Origin of the sequence: Amycolatopsis sp. NPDC051061, assembly GCF_040682935.1 — a bacterium.
Lineage (GTDB): Bacteria > Actinomycetota > Actinomycetes > Mycobacteriales > Pseudonocardiaceae > Amycolatopsis.
In genome coordinates, this window is the sequence record NZ_JBFBBZ010000007.1 from 124,489 (window position 1) to 141,921 (window position 17,433).

General features: G+C 73.1%; 18 protein-coding genes. 9 read left to right on the forward strand and 9 right to left on the reverse strand.

The annotated features are described in order from the left end of the window. The first annotated feature begins 105 nt into the window (after positions 1–105). Positions 106–963: a beta-1,3-glucanase family protein gene (locus AB0N03_RS11810; RefSeq protein ID WP_364369212.1), complete on the forward strand. Its 858-nt coding sequence runs from the start codon at positions 106–108 to the stop codon at positions 961–963. Here the strand turns inward: AB0N03_RS11810 and AB0N03_RS11815 are convergent. Further along, positions 960–1,142, reverse strand: a complete 183-nt coding sequence (locus AB0N03_RS11815; RefSeq protein ID WP_364369214.1) for a hypothetical protein — start codon at positions 1,140–1,142, stop codon at positions 960–962. The two genes, AB0N03_RS11810 and AB0N03_RS11815, sit on opposite strands and share 4 nt — an antisense overlap. A gap of 138 nt (positions 1,143–1,280) precedes the next feature. Between AB0N03_RS11815 and AB0N03_RS11820 the strand changes: the two genes are divergently transcribed. Continuing rightward, entirely contained in the window at positions 1,281–2,087 is an 807-nt protein-coding gene (locus tag AB0N03_RS11820; protein ID WP_364369217.1) for a lipase, read from the forward strand. On the opposite strand, the gene AB0N03_RS11825 is transcribed toward AB0N03_RS11820, so the two are convergent. The 4 genes from AB0N03_RS11825 to folP form a co-directional block, all read right to left on the reverse strand. Next, positions 2,077–2,919: an ABC transporter permease gene (locus tag AB0N03_RS11825; RefSeq protein WP_364369219.1), complete on the reverse strand. Its 843-nt coding sequence runs from the start codon at positions 2,917–2,919 to the stop codon at positions 2,077–2,079. The two genes, AB0N03_RS11820 and AB0N03_RS11825, sit on opposite strands and share 11 nt — an antisense overlap. Further along, positions 2,916–3,827 carry an ABC transporter ATP-binding protein gene (locus AB0N03_RS11830; protein WP_364369222.1) on the reverse strand — a complete coding sequence of 304 codons (912 nt, stop codon included), beginning with the start codon at positions 3,825–3,827 and terminating at the stop codon, positions 2,916–2,918. Before AB0N03_RS11830 ends, AB0N03_RS11825 begins: the two co-directional genes overlap by 4 nt. Further along, positions 3,824–4,954 carry a hypothetical protein gene (locus tag AB0N03_RS11835; protein WP_364369225.1) on the reverse strand — a complete coding sequence of 377 codons (1,131 nt, stop codon included), beginning with the start codon at positions 4,952–4,954 and terminating at the stop codon, positions 3,824–3,826. Before AB0N03_RS11835 ends, AB0N03_RS11830 begins: the two co-directional genes overlap by 4 nt. Before the next feature lie 497 nt (positions 4,955–5,451). Further along, on the reverse strand, positions 5,452–6,330 hold the full coding sequence (gene folP, locus AB0N03_RS11840) for a dihydropteroate synthase (protein ID WP_364369228.1): 879 nt from the start codon (positions 6,328–6,330) through the stop codon (positions 5,452–5,454). A 93-nt stretch (positions 6,331–6,423) separates the two neighbouring features. On the opposite strand from folP, the gene AB0N03_RS11845 reads away from it, so the two are divergent. Continuing rightward, positions 6,424–7,080 carry a rhomboid family intramembrane serine protease gene (locus AB0N03_RS11845; RefSeq protein ID WP_364369230.1) on the forward strand — a complete coding sequence of 219 codons (657 nt, stop codon included), beginning with the start codon at positions 6,424–6,426 and terminating at the stop codon, positions 7,078–7,080. On the opposite strand, the gene AB0N03_RS11850 is transcribed toward AB0N03_RS11845, so the two are convergent. Both AB0N03_RS11850 and AB0N03_RS11855 read right to left on the reverse strand, forming a co-directional pair. Then, positions 7,073–7,576, reverse strand: a complete 504-nt coding sequence (locus tag AB0N03_RS11850) for a YceI family protein (protein WP_364369233.1) — start codon at positions 7,574–7,576, stop codon at positions 7,073–7,075. The two genes, AB0N03_RS11845 and AB0N03_RS11850, sit on opposite strands and share 8 nt — an antisense overlap. Further along, the gene (locus AB0N03_RS11855) at positions 7,573–8,130 is read right to left on the reverse strand and encodes a hypothetical protein (RefSeq protein WP_364369236.1); all 558 of its coding nucleotides are present in this window, start codon (positions 8,128–8,130) and stop codon (positions 7,573–7,575) included. The genes AB0N03_RS11850 and AB0N03_RS11855 overlap by 4 nt, the downstream gene beginning before the upstream one ends. Positions 8,131–8,243: 113 nt before the next feature. Here AB0N03_RS11855 and AB0N03_RS11860 point away from each other — a divergent pair, with 113 nt between their 5' ends. The 3 genes from AB0N03_RS11860 to AB0N03_RS11870 all read left to right on the forward strand — a co-directional run bounded on the left by AB0N03_RS11860 (position 8,244) and on the right by AB0N03_RS11870 (position 12,124). Continuing rightward, the gene (locus AB0N03_RS11860; protein WP_364369239.1) at positions 8,244–10,973 is read left to right on the forward strand and encodes an AAA family ATPase; all 2,730 of its coding nucleotides are present in this window, start codon (positions 8,244–8,246) and stop codon (positions 10,971–10,973) included. Between the two features lie 238 nt (positions 10,974–11,211). Next, entirely contained in the window at positions 11,212–11,334 is a 123-nt protein-coding gene (locus tag AB0N03_RS11865; RefSeq protein ID WP_364369242.1) for a hypothetical protein, read from the forward strand. A 61-nt stretch (positions 11,335–11,395) separates the two neighbouring features. Next, positions 11,396–12,124 (forward strand): serine protease, encoded by a 729-nt coding sequence (locus tag AB0N03_RS11870; RefSeq protein ID WP_364369245.1) that lies wholly within the window; start codon positions 11,396–11,398, stop codon positions 12,122–12,124. A gap of 63 nt (positions 12,125–12,187) precedes the next feature. On the opposite strand, the gene AB0N03_RS11875 is transcribed toward AB0N03_RS11870, so the two are convergent. Both AB0N03_RS11875 and AB0N03_RS11880 read right to left on the reverse strand, forming a co-directional pair. Beyond that, positions 12,188–13,015, reverse strand: a complete 828-nt coding sequence (locus tag AB0N03_RS11875; protein WP_364369248.1) for a hypothetical protein — start codon at positions 13,013–13,015, stop codon at positions 12,188–12,190. 175 nt (positions 13,016–13,190) lie between these two features. After that, positions 13,191–13,820, reverse strand: coding sequence for a helix-turn-helix domain-containing protein (locus AB0N03_RS11880; protein WP_364369251.1), 630 nt, complete (start codon positions 13,818–13,820; stop codon positions 13,191–13,193). 85 nt (positions 13,821–13,905) lie between these two features. Between AB0N03_RS11880 and AB0N03_RS11885 the strand changes: the two genes are divergently transcribed. From AB0N03_RS11885 to AB0N03_RS11895, 3 genes are all read left to right on the forward strand, one after another. Beyond that, on the forward strand, positions 13,906–15,603 hold the full coding sequence (locus AB0N03_RS11885) for a TIGR03086 family metal-binding protein (protein WP_364369253.1): 1,698 nt from the start codon (positions 13,906–13,908) through the stop codon (positions 15,601–15,603). Positions 15,604–15,918: 315 nt separating this feature from the next. Next, positions 15,919–16,758, forward strand: coding sequence for a hypothetical protein (locus AB0N03_RS11890; protein ID WP_364369255.1), 840 nt, complete (start codon positions 15,919–15,921; stop codon positions 16,756–16,758). A 52-nt stretch (positions 16,759–16,810) separates the two neighbouring features. Next, the gene (locus tag AB0N03_RS11895) at positions 16,811–17,425 is read left to right on the forward strand and encodes a TetR/AcrR family transcriptional regulator (RefSeq protein ID WP_364369257.1); all 615 of its coding nucleotides are present in this window, start codon (positions 16,811–16,813) and stop codon (positions 17,423–17,425) included. The last annotated feature ends 8 nt before the right edge of the window (positions 17,426–17,433 follow it).

The window sequence follows — 17,433 nt, forward strand, 5'->3', positions numbered from 1 at the left end:
GCCGCCCCGGTGTCATGAAAGAGTCGTTCACCGCGACTGACGACATGAAAGAGTCGTTCATGACGTCCGGGCTGCTCATCCCCGACGCCGCCTCCTGCACACCGAGTGGCGACTTCTCCTACGGGCAGAAGCTGGTGTCAAGCTCACGACCGGCGGCCTCGTGCAGCCGCGGTCCAGAACCCGTCCGACCCGAACGTCGACATCCTCTTCAACTGGTCGGAGTACACGCTCAACGACGGCGGGCTCTGGCTCAACAGCACCCAGGTGGACATGTTCTCGGCGCCGTACGCGGTCGGCGTGCAGCCGGTCGGCGGCACCACGAAGAACACCGGCCACCTGAAAGCGGGCGGCTACAACGGTTTCTTCACCGCTCTGCGCGGCCAGCCGGGCGGCTGGGCCAACCTGATCCGGACGCGCTCCGACGGCACGGTCCTGCGCGCGCTCGCGCCGAGCCACGGCATCGAGGCCGGCGCGCTGCCCGCGAACGTGCTGCAGGACTACATCAACCGCGTCTGGACGAAGTACAGCTCGTCGACGCTGACCGTCACACCGGTGGCCGACCAGCCGAACGTGAAGTACTACGGCCGGGTTTCCGGCAACGTCATGAACTTCACGAACACCTCCGGCGGGTTCGTGACGGCGTTCCGGAAACCCGACTCCGACAGCGTTTTCGGCTGCTACAAGAACCTCGACGCGCCGAACGACGTCCGCGGCCAGATCTCGCGCACGCTCTGCGCGGGCTTCAACCGCTCGACGCTGCTGACGAACGCGAACCAGCCGGACACGAGTTCGGCCGGGTTCTACCTGGACGCCGTCACGAACCACTACGCGCGCAAGATCCACGCGCAGATGGCGGACGGCAAGGCCTACGCGTTCGCTTTCGACGACGTGGGCCACTTCGAGTCCCTGGTCAACGACGGCAACCCGGCGACGGCGTACCTGGCCCTGGACCCGTTCGACTAGAGCCGCACGATCGCCGGCGCCACCGGCGTATCCCCGAGCCACGCGCTGCAGGCGGGTACGCCGGTGCTCGTCGGCACCGGCACCGCCTTGCCCACCTTGACGAGGACCGTCGGCTGCCCGCAGGCGGCGAGGTCCAGGACCAGCAACGGTATGACGAGCAGTATTTTCCGGATCCGCATATCAGCTCACCCCGGTTTTGTCTCCACACTCCCACCAGGGCACACGGCGGCCGTCACGGTCCGGTTCAGCGCCGAACGGGTGACAGCCCCCCTCGCCACCGCACGTCCCCTTCAGCTCGGCCGGGTCATGATGGAGCCGTGCGGATCACGGCTTGGTGGCGCGGGATCAGCCCGCGGCGGCGGATGCTCATGGGCGGCGTCGCCGTCGTCGTGGTGGCCGTGCTCGTCACCGCCGTCCTCGCCACCACCGGGACCAGCGCCGCGCCGCAGGCCGGGCGACCCGACCAGGACCAGCCCGGGCCCGTCCTGCTCGTCCCCGGCTACGGCGGCGGTCAAGGCGCGCTGAACGAACTCGCCGCCCGCGTCCGGCAGGCCACCGGGCGCGACACCGAAGTCCTCACCCTGGCCGGCGACGGCACCGGTGACCTGGTCGAACAGGCCGGCGTCCTGGCCGAAGCCGTCGAGAACGCCTACGCGCGCGGAGCGCCTTCGGTGGACGTCATCGGCTACTCCGCCGGCGGCGTCGTGGCCCGGCTGTGGGTCAGCCGCGACGGCGGTGACCACCAGGCGCGCCGGGTGATCACGCTCGGCGCGCCGATGCACGGCACCGGCCTCGCCGCGGCCGGTGGCGCGCTCGTCCCGGGCGGCTGCCCCACCGCGTGCGTGCAGCTGGCCCCCGGCAGCACCCTGATGCAGGAGCTGGCGAAGGAACCCATCCCGGCGACCCTGCCGTGGCTCTCGGTGTGGACCGAACGGGACGAGACGGTCACCCCGCCCGAGTCCGCCCGCCTCGACGGCGCCGTCAACGTCGCCCTCCAGCAGGTCTGCCCCGGCAACCCGGCCGGCCACGGCGACCTCCCGACCGACCCCGCCGTCACCGAGCTCGTCCTCCAGGCCCTCGGCACCAGCCCGCTCGAAGCCCCGACCGAGTGCCTCAGCTCGTGATGTCCTTCGTCGCGAAGTTCGCCCACGCGGCCCCGAAGAACACGACGATGTAGCCCGCCTGCAGCAGCAGGCCGTGGTCGATGGTGCGCCACAGCACGGGATCGCGGAAGAAGTCGATCCAGGACAGCCAGTAGTGCGTCGGCAGGTACGGCTTCACGGACGCGGCCGCGTCCAGGGTCTCCAGCACCGAGCTGGTGATCAGCACCGCCAGCCCACCCAAGGCCGCGCCGAGCGCCGAGTCGGACAACGTGGACAGGAACACCGTGATCGCGGCGAACCCGAGCATCGACACGACGATGTAGGAAACCGCGCCCAGCAGCCGCAGGCCCAGCCCGGACGAGCTGAGCGACTGCCCCGACAACGACGTCACCCCGGTCGGCTGCCCGCCCGGCCCGGCAACGCCCGGTGTCCCGCCGGTGCCGAACAGGATCACCCCGAGCACGAGCGACGTCAGCACGACGATCACGATCGCCGCGGTCACGTACACGGCCAGCGCGACCATCTTGGCGCCGAGCAGCCGCGTCCGGCCGACCGGACGCACCAGCAGGTATCGCAGGGTGCCGGTGGACGCTTCGCCCGCGATCGAGTCCCCCGCGGTGACGGCGACCGCGATCGGCAGGAACAACGGCAGGACGAGGGCGAGCGCGGCCGCCGGGAACAGCGCGCCGTCGGAGACGACCGCCGACAGGAACGCCCCGCCCTGCCCGGGCGGCGGTGCGAAGTCCGCCGTCGCCAGGAAGACGCCGACGATCGCGGGCAGCAGGCAGAGCAGCAGCACGCTGACCCACACCCGGGGCCGCAGCGCGAGCTTCCGCAGCTCGACGGCGATCATCCGGCCACCCCGAACCGGTCCGACCCCGGACCCGTCACGTCGAGGACGACCTGCTCCAGGGTCCGCTGCTCGGCGTGGATCGACGTCACGCGCACCCCCGCTTCGACGAGCAGCGCGTTCAGCGCCGCCGGATCGGCGTGCCGGATGACCAGGCGGTCGCCGTCGCGGGACTCGAGCTGCCCGTCGAGGACCGCGACCGCCGCGGCGGCGTCCGGCGTGCCGACCAGGATCCGGCCGGTCGCCGCCCGGAGCGTCGCCAAGTCGTCTTCCAGCACGAGCCGGCCGCGGTCGACGACGCCGACGCGCGTGCAGAGCTGTTCGACCTCGGCCAGCAGGTGACTGGACAGGAAGACCGTGGTGCCGCCCGCGTTCAGCTCGACGAGCAGCTCCCGGATCTCCTTGATGCCCTGCGGGTCGAGGCCGTTGGTCGGCTCGTCGAGGATCAGCAGCTCGGGCCGGCGCAGCAGCGCACCGGCGAGCCCGAGACGCTGCCGCATGCCGAGCGAGTACGCCTTGACCGGCCGCTGGTCCACCGCGCCGAGCCCGACCTGCTCCAGCGCGTCGTCGATCCGGCGCCGTCGCGTGCGCCGCCCGCCGCCGCGCCCGGCGGCGTCGAGCAGCGCGAGGTTGCGGCGCCCGGACAGGTGCGGGTACGCGGCCGGCCCCTCGACGAGCGCGCCGACCTCCGGCAGTACCTCGGCGACCCGCTTCGGGACGGGCTTGCCGAGCACCTCGATCTCCCCGCTGGTCGCGTAGACCAGGCCGAGCAGCATCCGGACGAGGGTGGTCTTGCCCGAGCCGTTCGGGCCGAGGAAGCCGTAGCGGTCGCCTTGGCGGACCTCCAGGTCGACGGCGTCGACGGCGACGGTGCGGCCGTACCGCTTGGTCAGCGCGCGCGTGACGATCATCGGCCGCCGTCCCGGCGCAGCGTGGACAGCTCTTCCGCGACGGTCTTCAGCACGTCCGGCGTCACCGTGCCGGCCAGCAGGTAGGAGCGGCGGAAGGCCGAGGCGCGGACGATCGCGAGCGACAACGGCGTGATCGACAGCTGCACCACGGTGCCCGCCGCCAGCTTGGCCTGCACCGCGCCGGCCTTCCCGGCGGCGTCGCTCGCGGCGTTCCCGACGGCGCGCGGCACGGCGATGACCGCGAAGGACGCCAGCCCCCGGCCGTAGAGCGCGGCGCCCTCCACCCCGCCGAACGTCGACGACACGACCGGGCGCCCGGCGAGCGTCGCCGGCAGCCGCACCTGGCCCAGCGCGCCGAGCGCGTTCGAGACGTCCGGGGCGCTCGCCACGGTGAACCCAGAGCCGAGCACCGGCCGCGGCGCCTCGACGACCGGCGTCGTCTGCTCGAGCTGCTGGAACTCGGTGACCAGGATCGGGGCCTGCTGCCCGCGGGCGGTGACCTCGACGCGCACGGCCACCCCGGTCGCCGGGTCCGCCCAGACGTCGACGCGCCCGATCGTCGTGGCCGGGTCGGCCGGCACGAGCCGCAGCCCGGACGCGGCGACGCCGGCGACGTTCCGGCCCGGCAGCGCGCTCACCGGGTCGCCCTTCGCCGCCTGGAGGATCCGCCGCGCGAGCTCGGGCGGCAGCAGGTCGCCGGCCCGCGGGAGCCGGACGCCCGGTTCGCCGACCAGCTCGGTCAGCGTGTTGTCGCCGTAGTCCCAGGTGTATTCGCCGTCGGGCAGCCGGTAGACGTCGTGCTCGCCGGCGGTGCCGAGGATGTCGACGCGGTAGCGGTCGGGCCCGGCGTACCACGCGCGCATCGGCGTCCGCATCGAGAAGAGCGCGGTGACGGGGGCGAGGTTCGGCAGCTCCGGCAAGGCGAGCGACCCGGCGCTTTCGGCGTACCCCTGGTACGGCCGCCCGGCGGAACCCAGCACGAGCTCGCGCAGCCGGCCGGGATCGACCTGTCCGCCGGCCGGGGCGAGCGCGGCGACGACCGACGGCACGGAAACGAGCACCGCGGCCACGGCGGCGACGACCGCCCACCGGCGCCGCTTCGCGTGCCGCACCACCGAGGGCGTCATCCGGCATCACCTCTTCATCCTTTGTACGCCATGGTCGCCGGGGTCGAAGGGTGACGAACCCCGTTCATGCTGCCGTCCTGAGCTGGTCCCGCTCCGGAAACCACGCACCCCGCACCTCTCGCGGATCCCCAGTCGTGCCCCCGGCGAACCCCCTCGCCGGCTCTTCACCCCCTCCTTCCCGCCAGGCGGTCCTCGACGACCGCCCTGCGCACGACGTCCGCCCTGCTCTGGCAGGGGGACTACCCCGCCGCGCGGCGGCTACTCGACGCCGTGAACCGGCGGTCGCGTCATCCCCCTGCGGCGGCGGCATGGCTGGTGCTGTCGGATCTGGCCGAGCACCTTGGGCTCCGCGCGTGCGCAGCTGCCGGCCTGGATCGCCGCGGCAGGACTGCGGGCGGTGGACCGGGTCTCGGCGAGTCCGCGCCACCCGCGCGCGCTCGACCCCGCCGATCCGCTGCACCGGGCGCGAGCCGCCGAAGTCACCTCGCTCCGGCGGCTCAGTCCACAGTAGACACGAGGCCCGCGACCGCCTCGACGGCTTCCCGCGTCTCCCGGACGTGGTGGGCGCGGAACACCGCCGCTCCCGCGTGCGCCGCGATCGCCGTCGCCGCCAGGGTGCCCGCCAGGCGGTCGTGGGCTTCGACGTCCAGGGTCTCGCCGATCAGGTCCTTGTTCGACAGCGCGACGAGCACCGGCCAGCCCGTCGCCACCAGCCGGTCGAAGTGCCGGAGCAGCTCGAGGCCGTGGCGGGTGCTCTTGCCGAAGTCGAAGGTCGGGTCGACGAGCACCCCGCCGCGCGGCACGCCGGCGGCGACCGTCCGCTCGGCCGCCGCGGTCAACTCGGCGACCACGTCGGCGACGACGTCGTCGTAGCGGGGCCAGAACGGCCGGTCCGGGGTCGGCGACGGGTACGGGTCGGTGCGCACCGGCATGCCCCCGACGTGGGAACAGACGTAGCCCGCGCCGAACTCGGCGGCGACCTCGACCAGCTTCGGGTCGGCGCCGGCCCAGGTGTCGTTGAGCAGGTCGGCGCCCGCTTCGCAGACCCGGCGCCCGACCTCGTGCCGCCAGGTGTCGACGCTGATCACCAGGCCGGGGTGGCGCTCCCGCACCTCGGCGACGAACGGCACGACCCGCTCGCTCTCCTCGTCGACGTCGACCTCGGGCCCCTCGCCCGCCTTCACCCCGCCGATGTCCACGATGTCGGCGCCCGCCGCGACCGCGCGGTCGACGGCGCCGCGCGCCGCGTTCCCGGCGAAGGTCGCGCCCTTGTCGTAGAAGGAGTCGGGCGTGCGGTTGACGATGGCCATGACCAGCGCGCGGTCGCCGGGCATGCGACGGCCGCGGAAGACCACCTCCGGCCGGTGTGACGTCATGGCCTCGACTCTGCCAGGTCACGGCTCGGTCCGGAACGCCGCGTCCGCGGCCGCTGTCCGGTTATCCTCGGCGCACACCGAGCAGGGGGACAGATGAGCGCGACCAGCGAGGGCCCGGCCCGCAGCGACGCCGAGATGATGATCGCCGAAGCCAAGAAGGCCCTGTGGGTGATGGTGGGCCTGCTGGCCGTCCTGTGGGTGATCCAGCTCGTCAACGCCCCCACCGGCTACGACCTGAGCCGGGAGTTCGGCATCGAGGCGCGCGACCCGGCGTCGCTGCCGGAGATCTTCAGCGCGCCGTTCATGCACCAGAGCTGGGGCCACATCGAGGGCAACTCGGGGCCGCTGTTCGTGTTCGGCTTCCTCGCCGCCTACCGCGGCGTGAAGAAGTGGCTCGGCGTCAGCGTGCTGATCATCGTCGCCAGCGGCCTCGGCGTCTGGTTCATCTCGCCGTCGAACTCGGTCACGGTCGGCGCCAGCGGCCTGGTGTTCGGCTACTTCGGCTACATCATCGTGCGCGGGCTGTTCGACCGCCACCTGATAGACCTCGTGCTCGGGCTGGTGATGGCCCTGTGCTTCGCCTACCAGTTCGCGTCCCTGCTACCGACCGAAGAGGGCGTCAGCTGGCAGGGCCACATGTTCGGGTTCGTCGGCGGCATCGTCGGCGGCTGGCTGTTCCGCGACAAGCGCCCCAAGGCGGTCGCCGCCCCCGACCCGGCGACCGCCCTGCTGCCCAAGGACCTCACCTAGGCGGTTCGAGCTCCGCGTCGACGACGATCCGGACGTACCGGCCGATCATCGCGCGCGGCGCCCGCACGCCCAGCGGCGTCCGGTCGAGGGTTCCGGTCGCGCGGACGCCTTCCCCGGCCGGCTCGACGAGCAGCGTCAGCGGACACGACGTCCCGCGCAGGCGCAGCTCGCCGGTCACTTCCCAGCCGTCGCCGTGCCGCCGGACGCCGGTGGCTCCGAACGTCATCTCCGGGTGGGCCGCGCTGTCGAGGAGGTTCGGCTTCCGCAGGTCCGCGTCACGCTTGGGGTTGCCGGTGTCGAGCGCACCGAGGTCGAACTCGGCGCGGACCGCGGTCACCTCGCCGCTGTCGTCCACTTCGACGCTGCCCGCACGGACGGGGATCGTGCCGGGGACGCGGTTGAAGCCGAAGTTGCGGACGTCGAAGGACGCCGTCGTCCGTCCACTCCGGACGGTCCAGGTCCCGGCCCGGAGGGCGGCCGCGGCGTGCGGGCTCATCGCGCACCCGCCGGCGCCGGCAGGGCCGCGTGCAGTACGCGGTGCAGGTCGACGCGGTCCGGGCCCGGCAGCAGCGCGGGGTCCTCGCCGGGCAGCAGCTCGGTGCCGTTGATCGCCTCCCGCGTGCGCTCGAACGCTTCGATCGAGGCGGCCAGCCCGACGACGACCAGAGCCCGGTCCTCGGCCATCAGGACGTAGGTCGTCCCCACACCGTCGAGGTCCCGGACGGCGGGCCAGATCCGCTCGCGGCCCGCACGCAGCTCAGCGGCCGACTGGCCGGCGCCGCGCGGGCCGTCGAACCAGGTGACCTGGGCGAAGGCGGCCGCCTCGGACGCCGAGTGGACGTCCACGACGCGGTAGACGCCGGTGTCGAGCCAGGTGGTCCCGGCGGGTCGCCGCGCGGCGGCCTCGCCCGCGGCGGCCGCGTCGGGCCAGAACGTGACGACGACGCCGGTCAGGCCGCCGAGGTGGGCGAGCGTGCAGGTGCCGAGGGCGTCCCGGCCGAGGTCCGGTGTCCCCAGTGGCCCCCGGTGGTGGTGGATGGTCGCGTGCATGAGCTGGTCCCTTCGCCGGTGGAACCCCGACTGTCTCCCGCACCGGCGTGCCGGACATCAGTGCCAGTACTCAGGACGCCACTGAAACCGGACCCGGAGGGGATACTGCCCGGGTGACGCGCAGCGAGCCGTTCGTCGGGCGGGCCGGTGCCACGGCCGACCTGCGGGCGTGGCTCGCGGAAGCGGCCGCGGGCGCCGGCGCGCTGGTGCTCGTCGGCGGCCCCGCCGGGATCGGCAAGACGCGGCTGGTCGAGACGGTCACCGGCCGCGAGGCCGTCTGGGGCCGGTGCGTCGACGACCCGGGCGCCCCGCCGCTGTGGCCGTGGCGCCGGGTGCTGCAAGCGCTGCCGGAGGTCTCGCGCGCGCTCGCCGAGCTGGACGGCCACGACGGCGCCGACCTGGTCGCGGCCCGGTTCCGGTTCGTCGCGCTGGCCGCCGACGCGCTGGTCGCGGCGGCCGAGCCGGCCGGTCTGGTCGTCGTCCTCGAGGACCTGCACTGGGCCGACGAGGCCTCGCTGCGGCTGCTGCGGCACCTCTCGGGCGAGCTGCGCCGGTCACGGCTCGCCGTGCTCGCGACGTACCGGGACACCGATGCGGCCGGGCCGCTCTTCGAGGCACTGCCCGACCTGCTGGGACGGCCGGGAACGGAAAGCCTGCGCCTGGACCCGCTGTCCGAGCCCGACGTCCGGGCCTACCTGGCCGAGGTCGGCCGGACCGGCGTCGACGCCGGTGACGCGCTGCGGCGCTCCGGCGGGAACCCGCTCTACCTCAAGGCGGTCGCCCGTTCTTCGGCGACCGGCGGCGGGGAGGCGGAGCTGCGCCACCTCGTCCGCACCACGGTCTCCGGCCTCGATCCCGGGACGCGTGCGCTGCTGGCGATCGCCTCGGTCCTCGGCGAGGAAGTCGACGCGCACATCGTCGCCGAAGTGGCCGGGCAGCCGGTCGCCGACGTCGCGGCGGCCCTCGACCGGGCGGTGCGGGCCGGGGTGTTGCTGCCCGCCGACGCCGGGTCACGGCGGTTCGCCCACGCGGTCGTGCGCGACGGGATCTACGCCGACCTCGACCAGGGCGTCCGCGAAGAGCTGCACGCCCGGACGGCGGCGGCGCTGGAGCAGCGGCCCGATCCGGCGCTCGCCGGCGTGGTGGCCGGGCACTGGCTGCGTGCCGCGGTGACGCCGGACGCCCTCGACCGGGCCGCGGGCTGGGCCGAGGCCGCGGCGCGCGACGCCACCCGCTCGCTGGCCTTCACCGAGGCCGCCCGCTTCCTGGCGCTCGCGCTCGACTGCCGCCGCCGCGCCGGCCGGGACGGGCTCCCCGCCCTGCTCGTCGAGCTCGCGACCGCGGAGTACCGGGCGGGCCGGTTCGCCCGCGGCTTCGAGCACGCGCGCGAAGCCGCCGCGCTGACGTCCGACCCGGCCCAGGTCGTCGCGGCGGCCCTGGTCGTCCGGGACACGTCCGCACCCGACCTGCTGCCCGGGATGGCCGAGCTGACCGCGTCCGCGCTGGCCGCCATCGGCCCGGACGCGGACCCGGCCGTACGGGCGAAGCTGCTCGCGCAGGCGGCCTCGGTCGCGGCCGATTCCGGGAAGACCGGCGAGGCCGTCAAGACCGCCGAAGAAGCACTGGCCCTCGCCGAACTTTCCGGGGACGACGAAGCCCGGATCGACGCCGTCCGCGCCCGGCTGAAGATCCGCCCGGCGGAGCTCGACCTGGCCGAGCGGCTGCGGCTGGGCGCCCTCGCCGTGTCCCTCGGCGGCACCGGCCGGCCGCTGGTGGCGCTGTGGGGCCACAAGTGGCGGGTGGACGCGGCGTTCGAGGTCGGCACGATCCCCGTCGTCGACGCCGAGCTGGGCGAGATCTCGGCTCTCGCGGCGACGACCCGGCTGCCCCTGGTCCGCTGGCACGAGCTGCGGCTGCGGGCGTCGGTCGCGGCCTACCGCGGCGCGTTCGGCGACGCCCGCGAGCTGAACCGCCTCGCGGGGGAACTCGCGGCGGCCGAACTGGCCGAAGACCGGTCCGCGCTCGGGATGTCCTTCGCGTTCGCGCTCCAGCTGGCGCTGCTGCTCGGTGACCCGGGCGAGCTGCCCGAGGGGTCCGAGGAGCTGCTGGCCATCGCGCCGCCCTTGCCGATCACGATCGTCTCCCGCCCGCTCGCCGCCCTGGTCGCCGGCCGGCGCGACGAGGCGCGGGCCGGGTACGACGCACTGCGCCCCCGGCTGCGCGACCCGGACTTCATCGGGCACTCACCCGGGATCGGGCCGAACCTGGTGCCGCTGCTGGAAGAGTTCGGCGACCTCGAAACCGCGGCCTGGCTGGCCGGGCAGCTGGCCGGCGGCCGGCCAGTGGGTTCGGGCGGCGCGGGCACCTTCTGCGGCGACTGCTCCCCCAGCTGGTCGGCCCGCCTGGCCGCACTCCTGGGCCGGCACGACGACGCCGTGCGGCTCTTCGAGGAAGCGATCGCGTGGGACGCCCGGCTCGGCGCCCGGCCCTACGTCGTGCACAACCGCGTCCGCCTGGCCGCTCTCGAAGAGCCGCGACGAGCGGAAACCCTGGCGCGGCAAGCCGCCGACGAGGCCCGGCGGCTCGGCATGCCCGGCTGGCTGCGCGACGCCACCGCGCTGCTCGAGCGCGCGCGGACCGCGGCCGACCCGCTGACCGGGCGCGAACGGGAGGTCGCGGCGCTGGTCGCGGACGCGCTGAGCAACCGGCAGATCGCCCACCGGCTGGTGCTTTCCGAGCGCACGGTCGAAAGCCACGTCCGCAGCGTCCTGGCGAAGCTGGGGCTGGCGAACCGGACGGAGGTCGCGGCCTGGGTGCACCGCCGCGGTCTCCCACCCCGCTGAAGCCGAACACCGCCTGCACGAACTGCTCCGGGTCGAAGTCCATCGCCTGGTGCGCCTGGCCGCGTACGCCGCATCGCGTCGACGTCCGCGGGGCTCAGCCGGAGCGCCTCCCGCAGGAAGATCTCCAGGGACCTCCGCCGGATTTCCGCCGCTCGCATACGTTTGCGCGCCTCCGGCCCGACGACGTGCTCGCCCGGCTTCGGCCGGGACCGCCGTCCAGCGCGTGTGGTCCGCGCCGGTGCCGTGGACGAGGACCATCGGCGGCCCCGCACCGAGCGTCTCGAAGCCGATGACCGTGCCGTCGGGCGACCTGACCGAGCTCGTCATGACCTCGACCTCAACGACGTCGCAGGCGCTGTGAAGTCGCTGTGCATCCGGGTCGTTGCGCTGCCGTCCCGGCTCCGGTGTGGTGATCTGGGACGGTGGCGATCACCTTCCTGAGGCCCGCGCTCGCGGGCGCGGCGGCCGTGCTGGCGCTCGGCGCCGGCCTCGTCGCCGGCACGGACACGACCACCGACGACGCCTACGCCGCGGGAGCCACCACCACTCCGGCGCCTCCGCCGAAAACCATCTCCCCGGTGGGCGCGTTGTTCGCCAACGGCAGCCATTTCTGCACGGCGAGCGTCGTGCACTCCGGCGCCGGCGATCTCGTGCTGACCGCCGCGCACTGCGTCAAGGACGGAATGGCGTTCGCGCCGGGTTATCACGACGGCGTCGCGCCGCTGGGCAGGTGGCCGGTCACCGAGGTCACCGTCGCCGGCGGCTGGACTTCTTCGGCCGATCCCGACCTGGACTTCGCGTTCCTGACCGTTCAGCAGGCCGGGAATCCCGCTTCCGTGGAAAGCCTCACCGGCGCGAACGTGCTGGGCGTCGACCGCGGATTCACCAACCGCATCACCCTGAAGGGCTACCCCGACACCACTGATTCCCCGGTCGTCTGCACCGGCACGACAACGCGCTCCGACACTTACCAGCAGCGCGTCGCCTGTCCCGGTTTTCCCGACGGCACCAGCGGCGGCCCGTGGGTCACCGACGGCGCGGTCGTCGGGGTCATCGGCGGGTACGAACTCGGCGGCGACACCGCGGACGTCTCCTACAGCGCCTATTTCGACGACGACATCGCGAAGCTGTACGCCTCGGCCACGAGCTGAAAACGCGAACCGGGCCCGCGTCCCTGGCGGAGGACACGAGCCCGGTTCACCTCTCGCGAGCCTTCAGCAGGTCACGATGAGCCCGGTGAGCGCCGAGCACGTCTTCGACGCGCTGTCGTTGGCACCGTGGGGATCCGCCGGCGAGCTGGCCGTGCGCACCGCCGTGGTGGTGTACGAGCCGAGCGCCAGGAGGCCGCCGTTGACCGAGAACTTGGCCGTCGCCGAAGCACCGGACGCCAGCGAAGCGACGTCACAGTTCAACGCCCGGCTGCTGCCCACGCGGGTGCAGCCGGTGGCGCTGCCGAACGACAGGCCCGACGCATACGTTGCCACGACACGGATCCCGGTCGCGGGCGACGGGCCGGTGTTCGTCACGGTCAGCGTGTAGTCGATGCGCGCGTTCAACCCGCCGTGGCCGGTCGCGGCGAGCGCGACCTTGACGTCGGCGACGGTGTTCGGGTTGCCGATCGTCATCACCGGGCCGTCGAACGTGTCGAAGGAGTAGTTGTCGCCCACGAACTGGTGCTGCAGCGTGAACTGGCCCGGCGCCGCGGTGTCCTTGACGCGCAAGGTCCACACCGTGGTCTTCGTGCCGCCCGCCTCGAGGTCGCCGAACGCGGCGCGGTAGCTGCTGCCGAGCTGGAAGCAGCCGACTTCCGTCGTGTTGGTGCAGGAAACGATGTCGGCGATGTCGGTGATCGGCGTCGGGGTGCCGTAAATGGCGGCCTTCGCGAAAGTAACCGTGAAATCGCGGTCGTTGTGAACGGTTTCCGAGATGGTGAACGTCTGTCCCGGGAGCACCGTGGTGGTGCTGACTTCGACAGAACTACTGGGCAGCTCCGCCTGTGCGGCGGGTGCCATCGCGATGAACGCGGTGGCCAGTGCGGCCACCGAAGACAGGATCGTGGCCCGTCGCCAGGTTCTTTGCATAGTCGTGGTCTCGCTGTTCCGTCCGGGGAATGCCGCTCTGACAGATGCTGCGTGGTATTCGTGGACACCCGACGCTGATCAGTCGTCGCACTCCCGGAATTCGTTACCGCCATCCGGACGCGCCGCGGCACGTCCGTCAAGACGGACGCCAGCGGCCGTTCATCTCACCCGGACGCGGCGGCGGACCGGGCAGGTCACGGTCTTTTCCCGCTTCGAGTCCTTCGACGAGCATCGCCAGGTACCGGCGGCGCAGCTCGGCGGTGCGCTCCGCGTCGTCCACGCGGATCGCGGCGCAGCACTCGAGGATCATGCCGATGTCCTCGGTGACGGCGTCTTCCCGCAGCCGCCCTGTCCCGCGCGCCCGGGCGAAGAGCCCCGCCGTCAGCTCGTTCGCCCGGCGTGCGTCGGCGCCCATTTCCTCGGTCGGGGTGAACGTGCCCGCGAGGTGGACGGTCAGCGAGTGGACGTCGGCGTCCACCACCCGGCGCAGGAAGCCGGTGAGCGCGGCCCAGCCGTCCGGCTCCTCGTCGGCGGCCTCGGCTTCGGCGATGAAGGTGCGGAGTCCGTCGTGGCAGAGCCGGGAGAGCAGGACCTCCTTGCTGGGGTAGCGCCGGTAGAGGGCGCTGATGCCGACGCCGGCGCGCTCGGCGACCTGCGAGATCGGCGCCTTCGGGTCCGCGAGGAAGACGTGGCGGGCGGCGTCGAGGATGACGACGTTGTTGCGAGCGGCCTGGCCAGCGCGGCCGGGCAGGGCGGTCTCGGGCATGGATGGAGATTACCACTGGAACGGATCGTTCCGCTCTGGTACGGTTCGGAACGAACCATTCCGTTCCAGTCTCGAGGAGCCAGTCATGACGGTCCCCGCCCTTCGCCCGTTCCGCGCCGAGATCCCCCAGTCCGCGCTGGAGGACGTGCAGGACCGCCTGCGCCGGGCGCTCTGGCCGGACGACCTGCCCGCCGAGTACGGCGTCACGAACGAGCGCGTCCGGGCGCTGGCCGAGCACTGGCTGGAGAAGTTCGACTGGCGGGCGTTCGAGGCGCGGCTCAACGCGTACCCGCAGTTCGTCACGGAGATCGACGGCGAGCAGATCCACTTCCTGCACGTCCGGTCGTCCCGCGCGGACGCGACGCCGCTGGTGCTGACGCACGGGTGGCCCGGTTCGGTCGTCGAGTACCTCGACGTCATCGGCCCGCTGACCGAGCCGGAGTCGGCCGAGGCGCCGGCGTTCCACCTGGTGATCCCGTCGCTGCCGGGCTTCGGGTTCTCGGGCCCGGCGCGGTCGGCGGGCTGGGGCACGCACCGCACCGCGGCGGCGTGGGCGGAGCTGATGAGCCGGCTGGGCTACGAGTCGTACGGCGCGGCGGGCAACGACGCGGGGTCGATGATCTCGCCGGAGATCGGGCGGCTCGCGCCGGAGAAGGTCGTCGGCGTGCACGTCACGCAGCTGTTCTCGTTCCCGTCCGGTGACCCCGCGGAGATGGCGGACCTGAGCGAGGCCGACCAGGCCGCGCTCGCGCACCTGCAGTGGTTCTACGAGAACATGTTCTCCTTCAACACGCTGCACAGCCAGCAGCCGCACACCCTCGCCTTCGCGCTGGCCGACTCCCCGCTGGCGCTGCTGGCGTGGAACGCCCAGCTGTTCGGCGAGCACCTCGACGCGGACTTCGTCATCGCGAACGTGGCGCTGTACTGGCTGACGGGCACCGGAGGCTCGTCGATCCGCTTCTACTTCGAAGACGCGCAGACTCCTTCGCACCCTTCGTCACCGACGACGGTCCCGACGGGCCTGGCGATGTTCGCGGGCGACTTCCAGTCGATCCGCCGGTTCGCCGAGCGCGACCACGCGAACATCGTCAGCTGGAACGCGTACGACACGCGCTCGGGCACCGGCGGCCCCCGCGACGCGGCCGGCCACTACTCGGCACACGAGGCACCCGAGATCCTGGTCGCGGACATCCGCACGTTCTTCGCGGGTCTGTCGTCGCCGTGGCCGGTCTTGGCTTCGGCCCACGAGGCGTTGCGCCGGGCGGTGGCGGGAGTGACGGACTGGTCGGCCCCGACGCCGTGCTCGGAGTGGAACGTGACCCAGGTGGTCCAGCACGCGGGCGGCGACCAGCAGGGCTACGCGGCGTTCATCACGGGCGAGCCGGGCCCGGACTTCAACCCGTTCGCACCGTCGGGCTCATTGGAGGACGTGCCGGGGTTCCTGGAGCCCAAGCTGGCGGCAGCGGCAGCGGCGTTCGCAACGGTCTCCCCGAGCGCGGAGGCGGTTCCGACTCCCCTGCCGCAGGGCGCCCTCCCGGCGGCGGTAGCGGTGGGAGCGGCAGCGTTGGACGCGGCGGTGCACGCATGGGACATCGCGATCGCGACGGGCCAGGAATCCCCGCTGACGAAGAAGCTGGCGGAGGCGTTGCTGCCGGTGGCGAAGGAGCTGGCGGAGCCACTCCGAGGGTTCGCGTACGCCCCGGCGCTCGACGGCCCGACCGGCGACGACGCGGTGTCGGAGCTGCTGCGGTACCTGGGCCGCGATCCGAAGTGGACGGCTTGAGTGGTCGTTCCCGTTGGCGGGCCGGGGAACCGCGAGACCGCGGTTCCCCGGCCAACCCGCTGCTTCCGGCGGCGACTGTCGGTTGGTTCGAGGCTCCCGCCTACTTCCCTCGGCCGAGCCGCGCTCCCGGCTCCCGACTCTCCCCAGCGTCCGAACTCCCGATCCCCCACCAACTCCGCGCCGCCACGCGCAGCCCCACCCGAACCCGCGACCCGCAGCACCAACCACCGACTGAGCCCGGCGGCCCACGCAGTCCCAGCCCAAGCCTCCGAAAATCCGTTGCCTCCCAACGAATCCCGAACCTACCCTGGCCCCATGACGAACCGACCCTTCCGGTGGGACCTGGTGCGTCCCGACCAGGTCGGGACGCTCCTCGACGACACCAAAACACCGCACCTCTGGTTCCTCGACGACCTCACCACCTGCACCGCCAAGGTCCTCGCCCGCTGCGGCGACGGCGAACTCCACTTCGTCGGCCGGTCGCTCGACAGCATGCACGACCTCCTCGGCGGCGCCCTCGAACAGACGTCGTGGCTCGGTCGCGTTCGCCGGCTGCCCCTCTCCCTCAAGCCGCGGCACGGCTTCGGCCGGCGGGATGTCCGGCTGCTGCGCGAAAACCTCGCCGCCGCCGGGATCACGCCCCACGCTCTCGCCCGCGGGACCCGGCCGACCGTCTTCGTCGACCTCGTCTACGAAGGCGACACCTTCACCGAGCTCTACCTCCAGCTGCGCGACTGGATCGACGAAGACCGCGAAGCCTGGCACGTCATCCGGCGCAAGCTGCGGTTCCTCGGCGTCACCCTCCGCCAGCCGATCCGCCCCGACGCCTGGCGCTGGCAAGAAGACGTCGCCTGGACGCGGGAACTGCCCGCCGCGGCGGTGCGCAACGTGTCGCTCGCGCGGGACGTCTGGTCCTACTTCGGCAACGACCAGCCGAAGCTGACCCCGTCCTTCCCGCGGCAGCGCTGGAGCGACGAGACCGTCCGGACCCCCGACCACGGCAAGGCGACCCGGCGCGCGCTGGCCGAAGCCTTCGCGCTCGTCGACGCCGGGCGCTCCGCGGAGGTGCGCGACAGCCTCGTCCGGACGATCTCCGCCGAGCCCGCGATCGCCGGCCCGTGGCTGCGGGCGCTCGTCACCGAACTCCGCTGCTGACCCCGCCGAACACCCGACCTTCGGAGGCCTCGGCCCTGGGTACGGTGACCGCATGACGCGCAAGGCCGTGGCCGTCCGGCGGGAGGAGATCGTGCTCGCCGCGCTCGGGCAGATCCGCGCCCGCGGCATCGCCGGCGTGCGCGCCGCCGATGTCGCCAAGGCCCTCGATGTCAGCACCGCCTTGGTCTTCTACCACTTCGGCACCCTCGAAACCCTGATCATCGAGGCCTTCCGCCAGGCCGCCGAGAAGGAGCTCGCCACCCTTCGCGACGAGCTGGCTCGTCGTGGCCCGGTCCGGGCCCGGCTGCGCGCCGTGCTCGAGCTGTACGGCCCGGCCCAGGCCGACGGCTGGAAGCTGTGGATCGAAGCGGGCGCCGCGGCGATGCGCGACGCCGAGTTGCGCGCCGTCCTGCAACGCCTCGACCTCCGGTGGCGTGACACCGTCGTCGCGCTCATCGCCGAAGGCGTCGGTACCGGGGACTTCCGCTGCCTGGATCCGCACGGCGCCGCGTGGCGGCTGACCGCCCTGCTCGACGGCCTCGCCGTGCAGGTCGTCGCGCGGGAGGGCACCGTCACCGCCGCGGACTGCGCTCGGTGGGTCGAGCAGGCGATGGCGCACGAGCTCGGCTCGGCGGTTGACGCGACCGGGGAATCCGGCTGGTATTGACCGGCCGT

Excerpts from the sequence above, each read along its gene's own strand:
- AB0N03_RS11815 (WP_364369214.1), bottom strand. The coding sequence starts at position 1,142 with ATGCGGATCCGGAAAATACTGCTCGTCATACCGTTGCTGGTCCTGGAC.
- AB0N03_RS11825 (WP_364369219.1), bottom strand. The coding sequence starts at position 2,919 with ATGATCGCCGTCGAGCTGCGGAAGCTCGCGCTGCGGCCCCGGGTGTGG.
- AB0N03_RS11830 (WP_364369222.1), bottom strand. The coding sequence starts at position 3,827 with ATGATCGTCACGCGCGCGCTGACCAAGCGGTACGGCCGCACCGTCGCC.
- AB0N03_RS11835 (WP_364369225.1), bottom strand. The coding sequence starts at position 4,954 with ATGACGCCCTCGGTGGTGCGGCACGCGAAGCGGCGCCGGTGGGCGGTC.
- folP (WP_364369228.1), bottom strand. The coding sequence starts at position 6,330 with ATGACGTCACACCGGCCGGAGGTGGTCTTCCGCGGCCGTCGCATGCCC.
- AB0N03_RS11845 (WP_364369230.1), top strand. The coding sequence starts at position 6,424 with ATGAGCGCGACCAGCGAGGGCCCGGCCCGCAGCGACGCCGAGATGATG.
- AB0N03_RS11850 (WP_364369233.1), bottom strand. The coding sequence starts at position 7,576 with ATGAGCCCGCACGCCGCGGCCGCCCTCCGGGCCGGGACCTGGACCGTC.
- AB0N03_RS11855 (WP_364369236.1), bottom strand. The coding sequence starts at position 8,130 with ATGCACGCGACCATCCACCACCACCGGGGGCCACTGGGGACACCGGAC.
- AB0N03_RS11880 (WP_364369251.1), bottom strand. The coding sequence starts at position 13,820 with ATGCCCGAGACCGCCCTGCCCGGCCGCGCTGGCCAGGCCGCTCGCAAC.
- AB0N03_RS11885 (WP_364369253.1), top strand. The coding sequence starts at position 13,906 with ATGACGGTCCCCGCCCTTCGCCCGTTCCGCGCCGAGATCCCCCAGTCC.
- AB0N03_RS11890 (WP_364369255.1), top strand. The coding sequence starts at position 15,919 with ATGACGAACCGACCCTTCCGGTGGGACCTGGTGCGTCCCGACCAGGTC.
- AB0N03_RS11895 (WP_364369257.1), top strand. The coding sequence starts at position 16,811 with ATGACGCGCAAGGCCGTGGCCGTCCGGCGGGAGGAGATCGTGCTCGCC.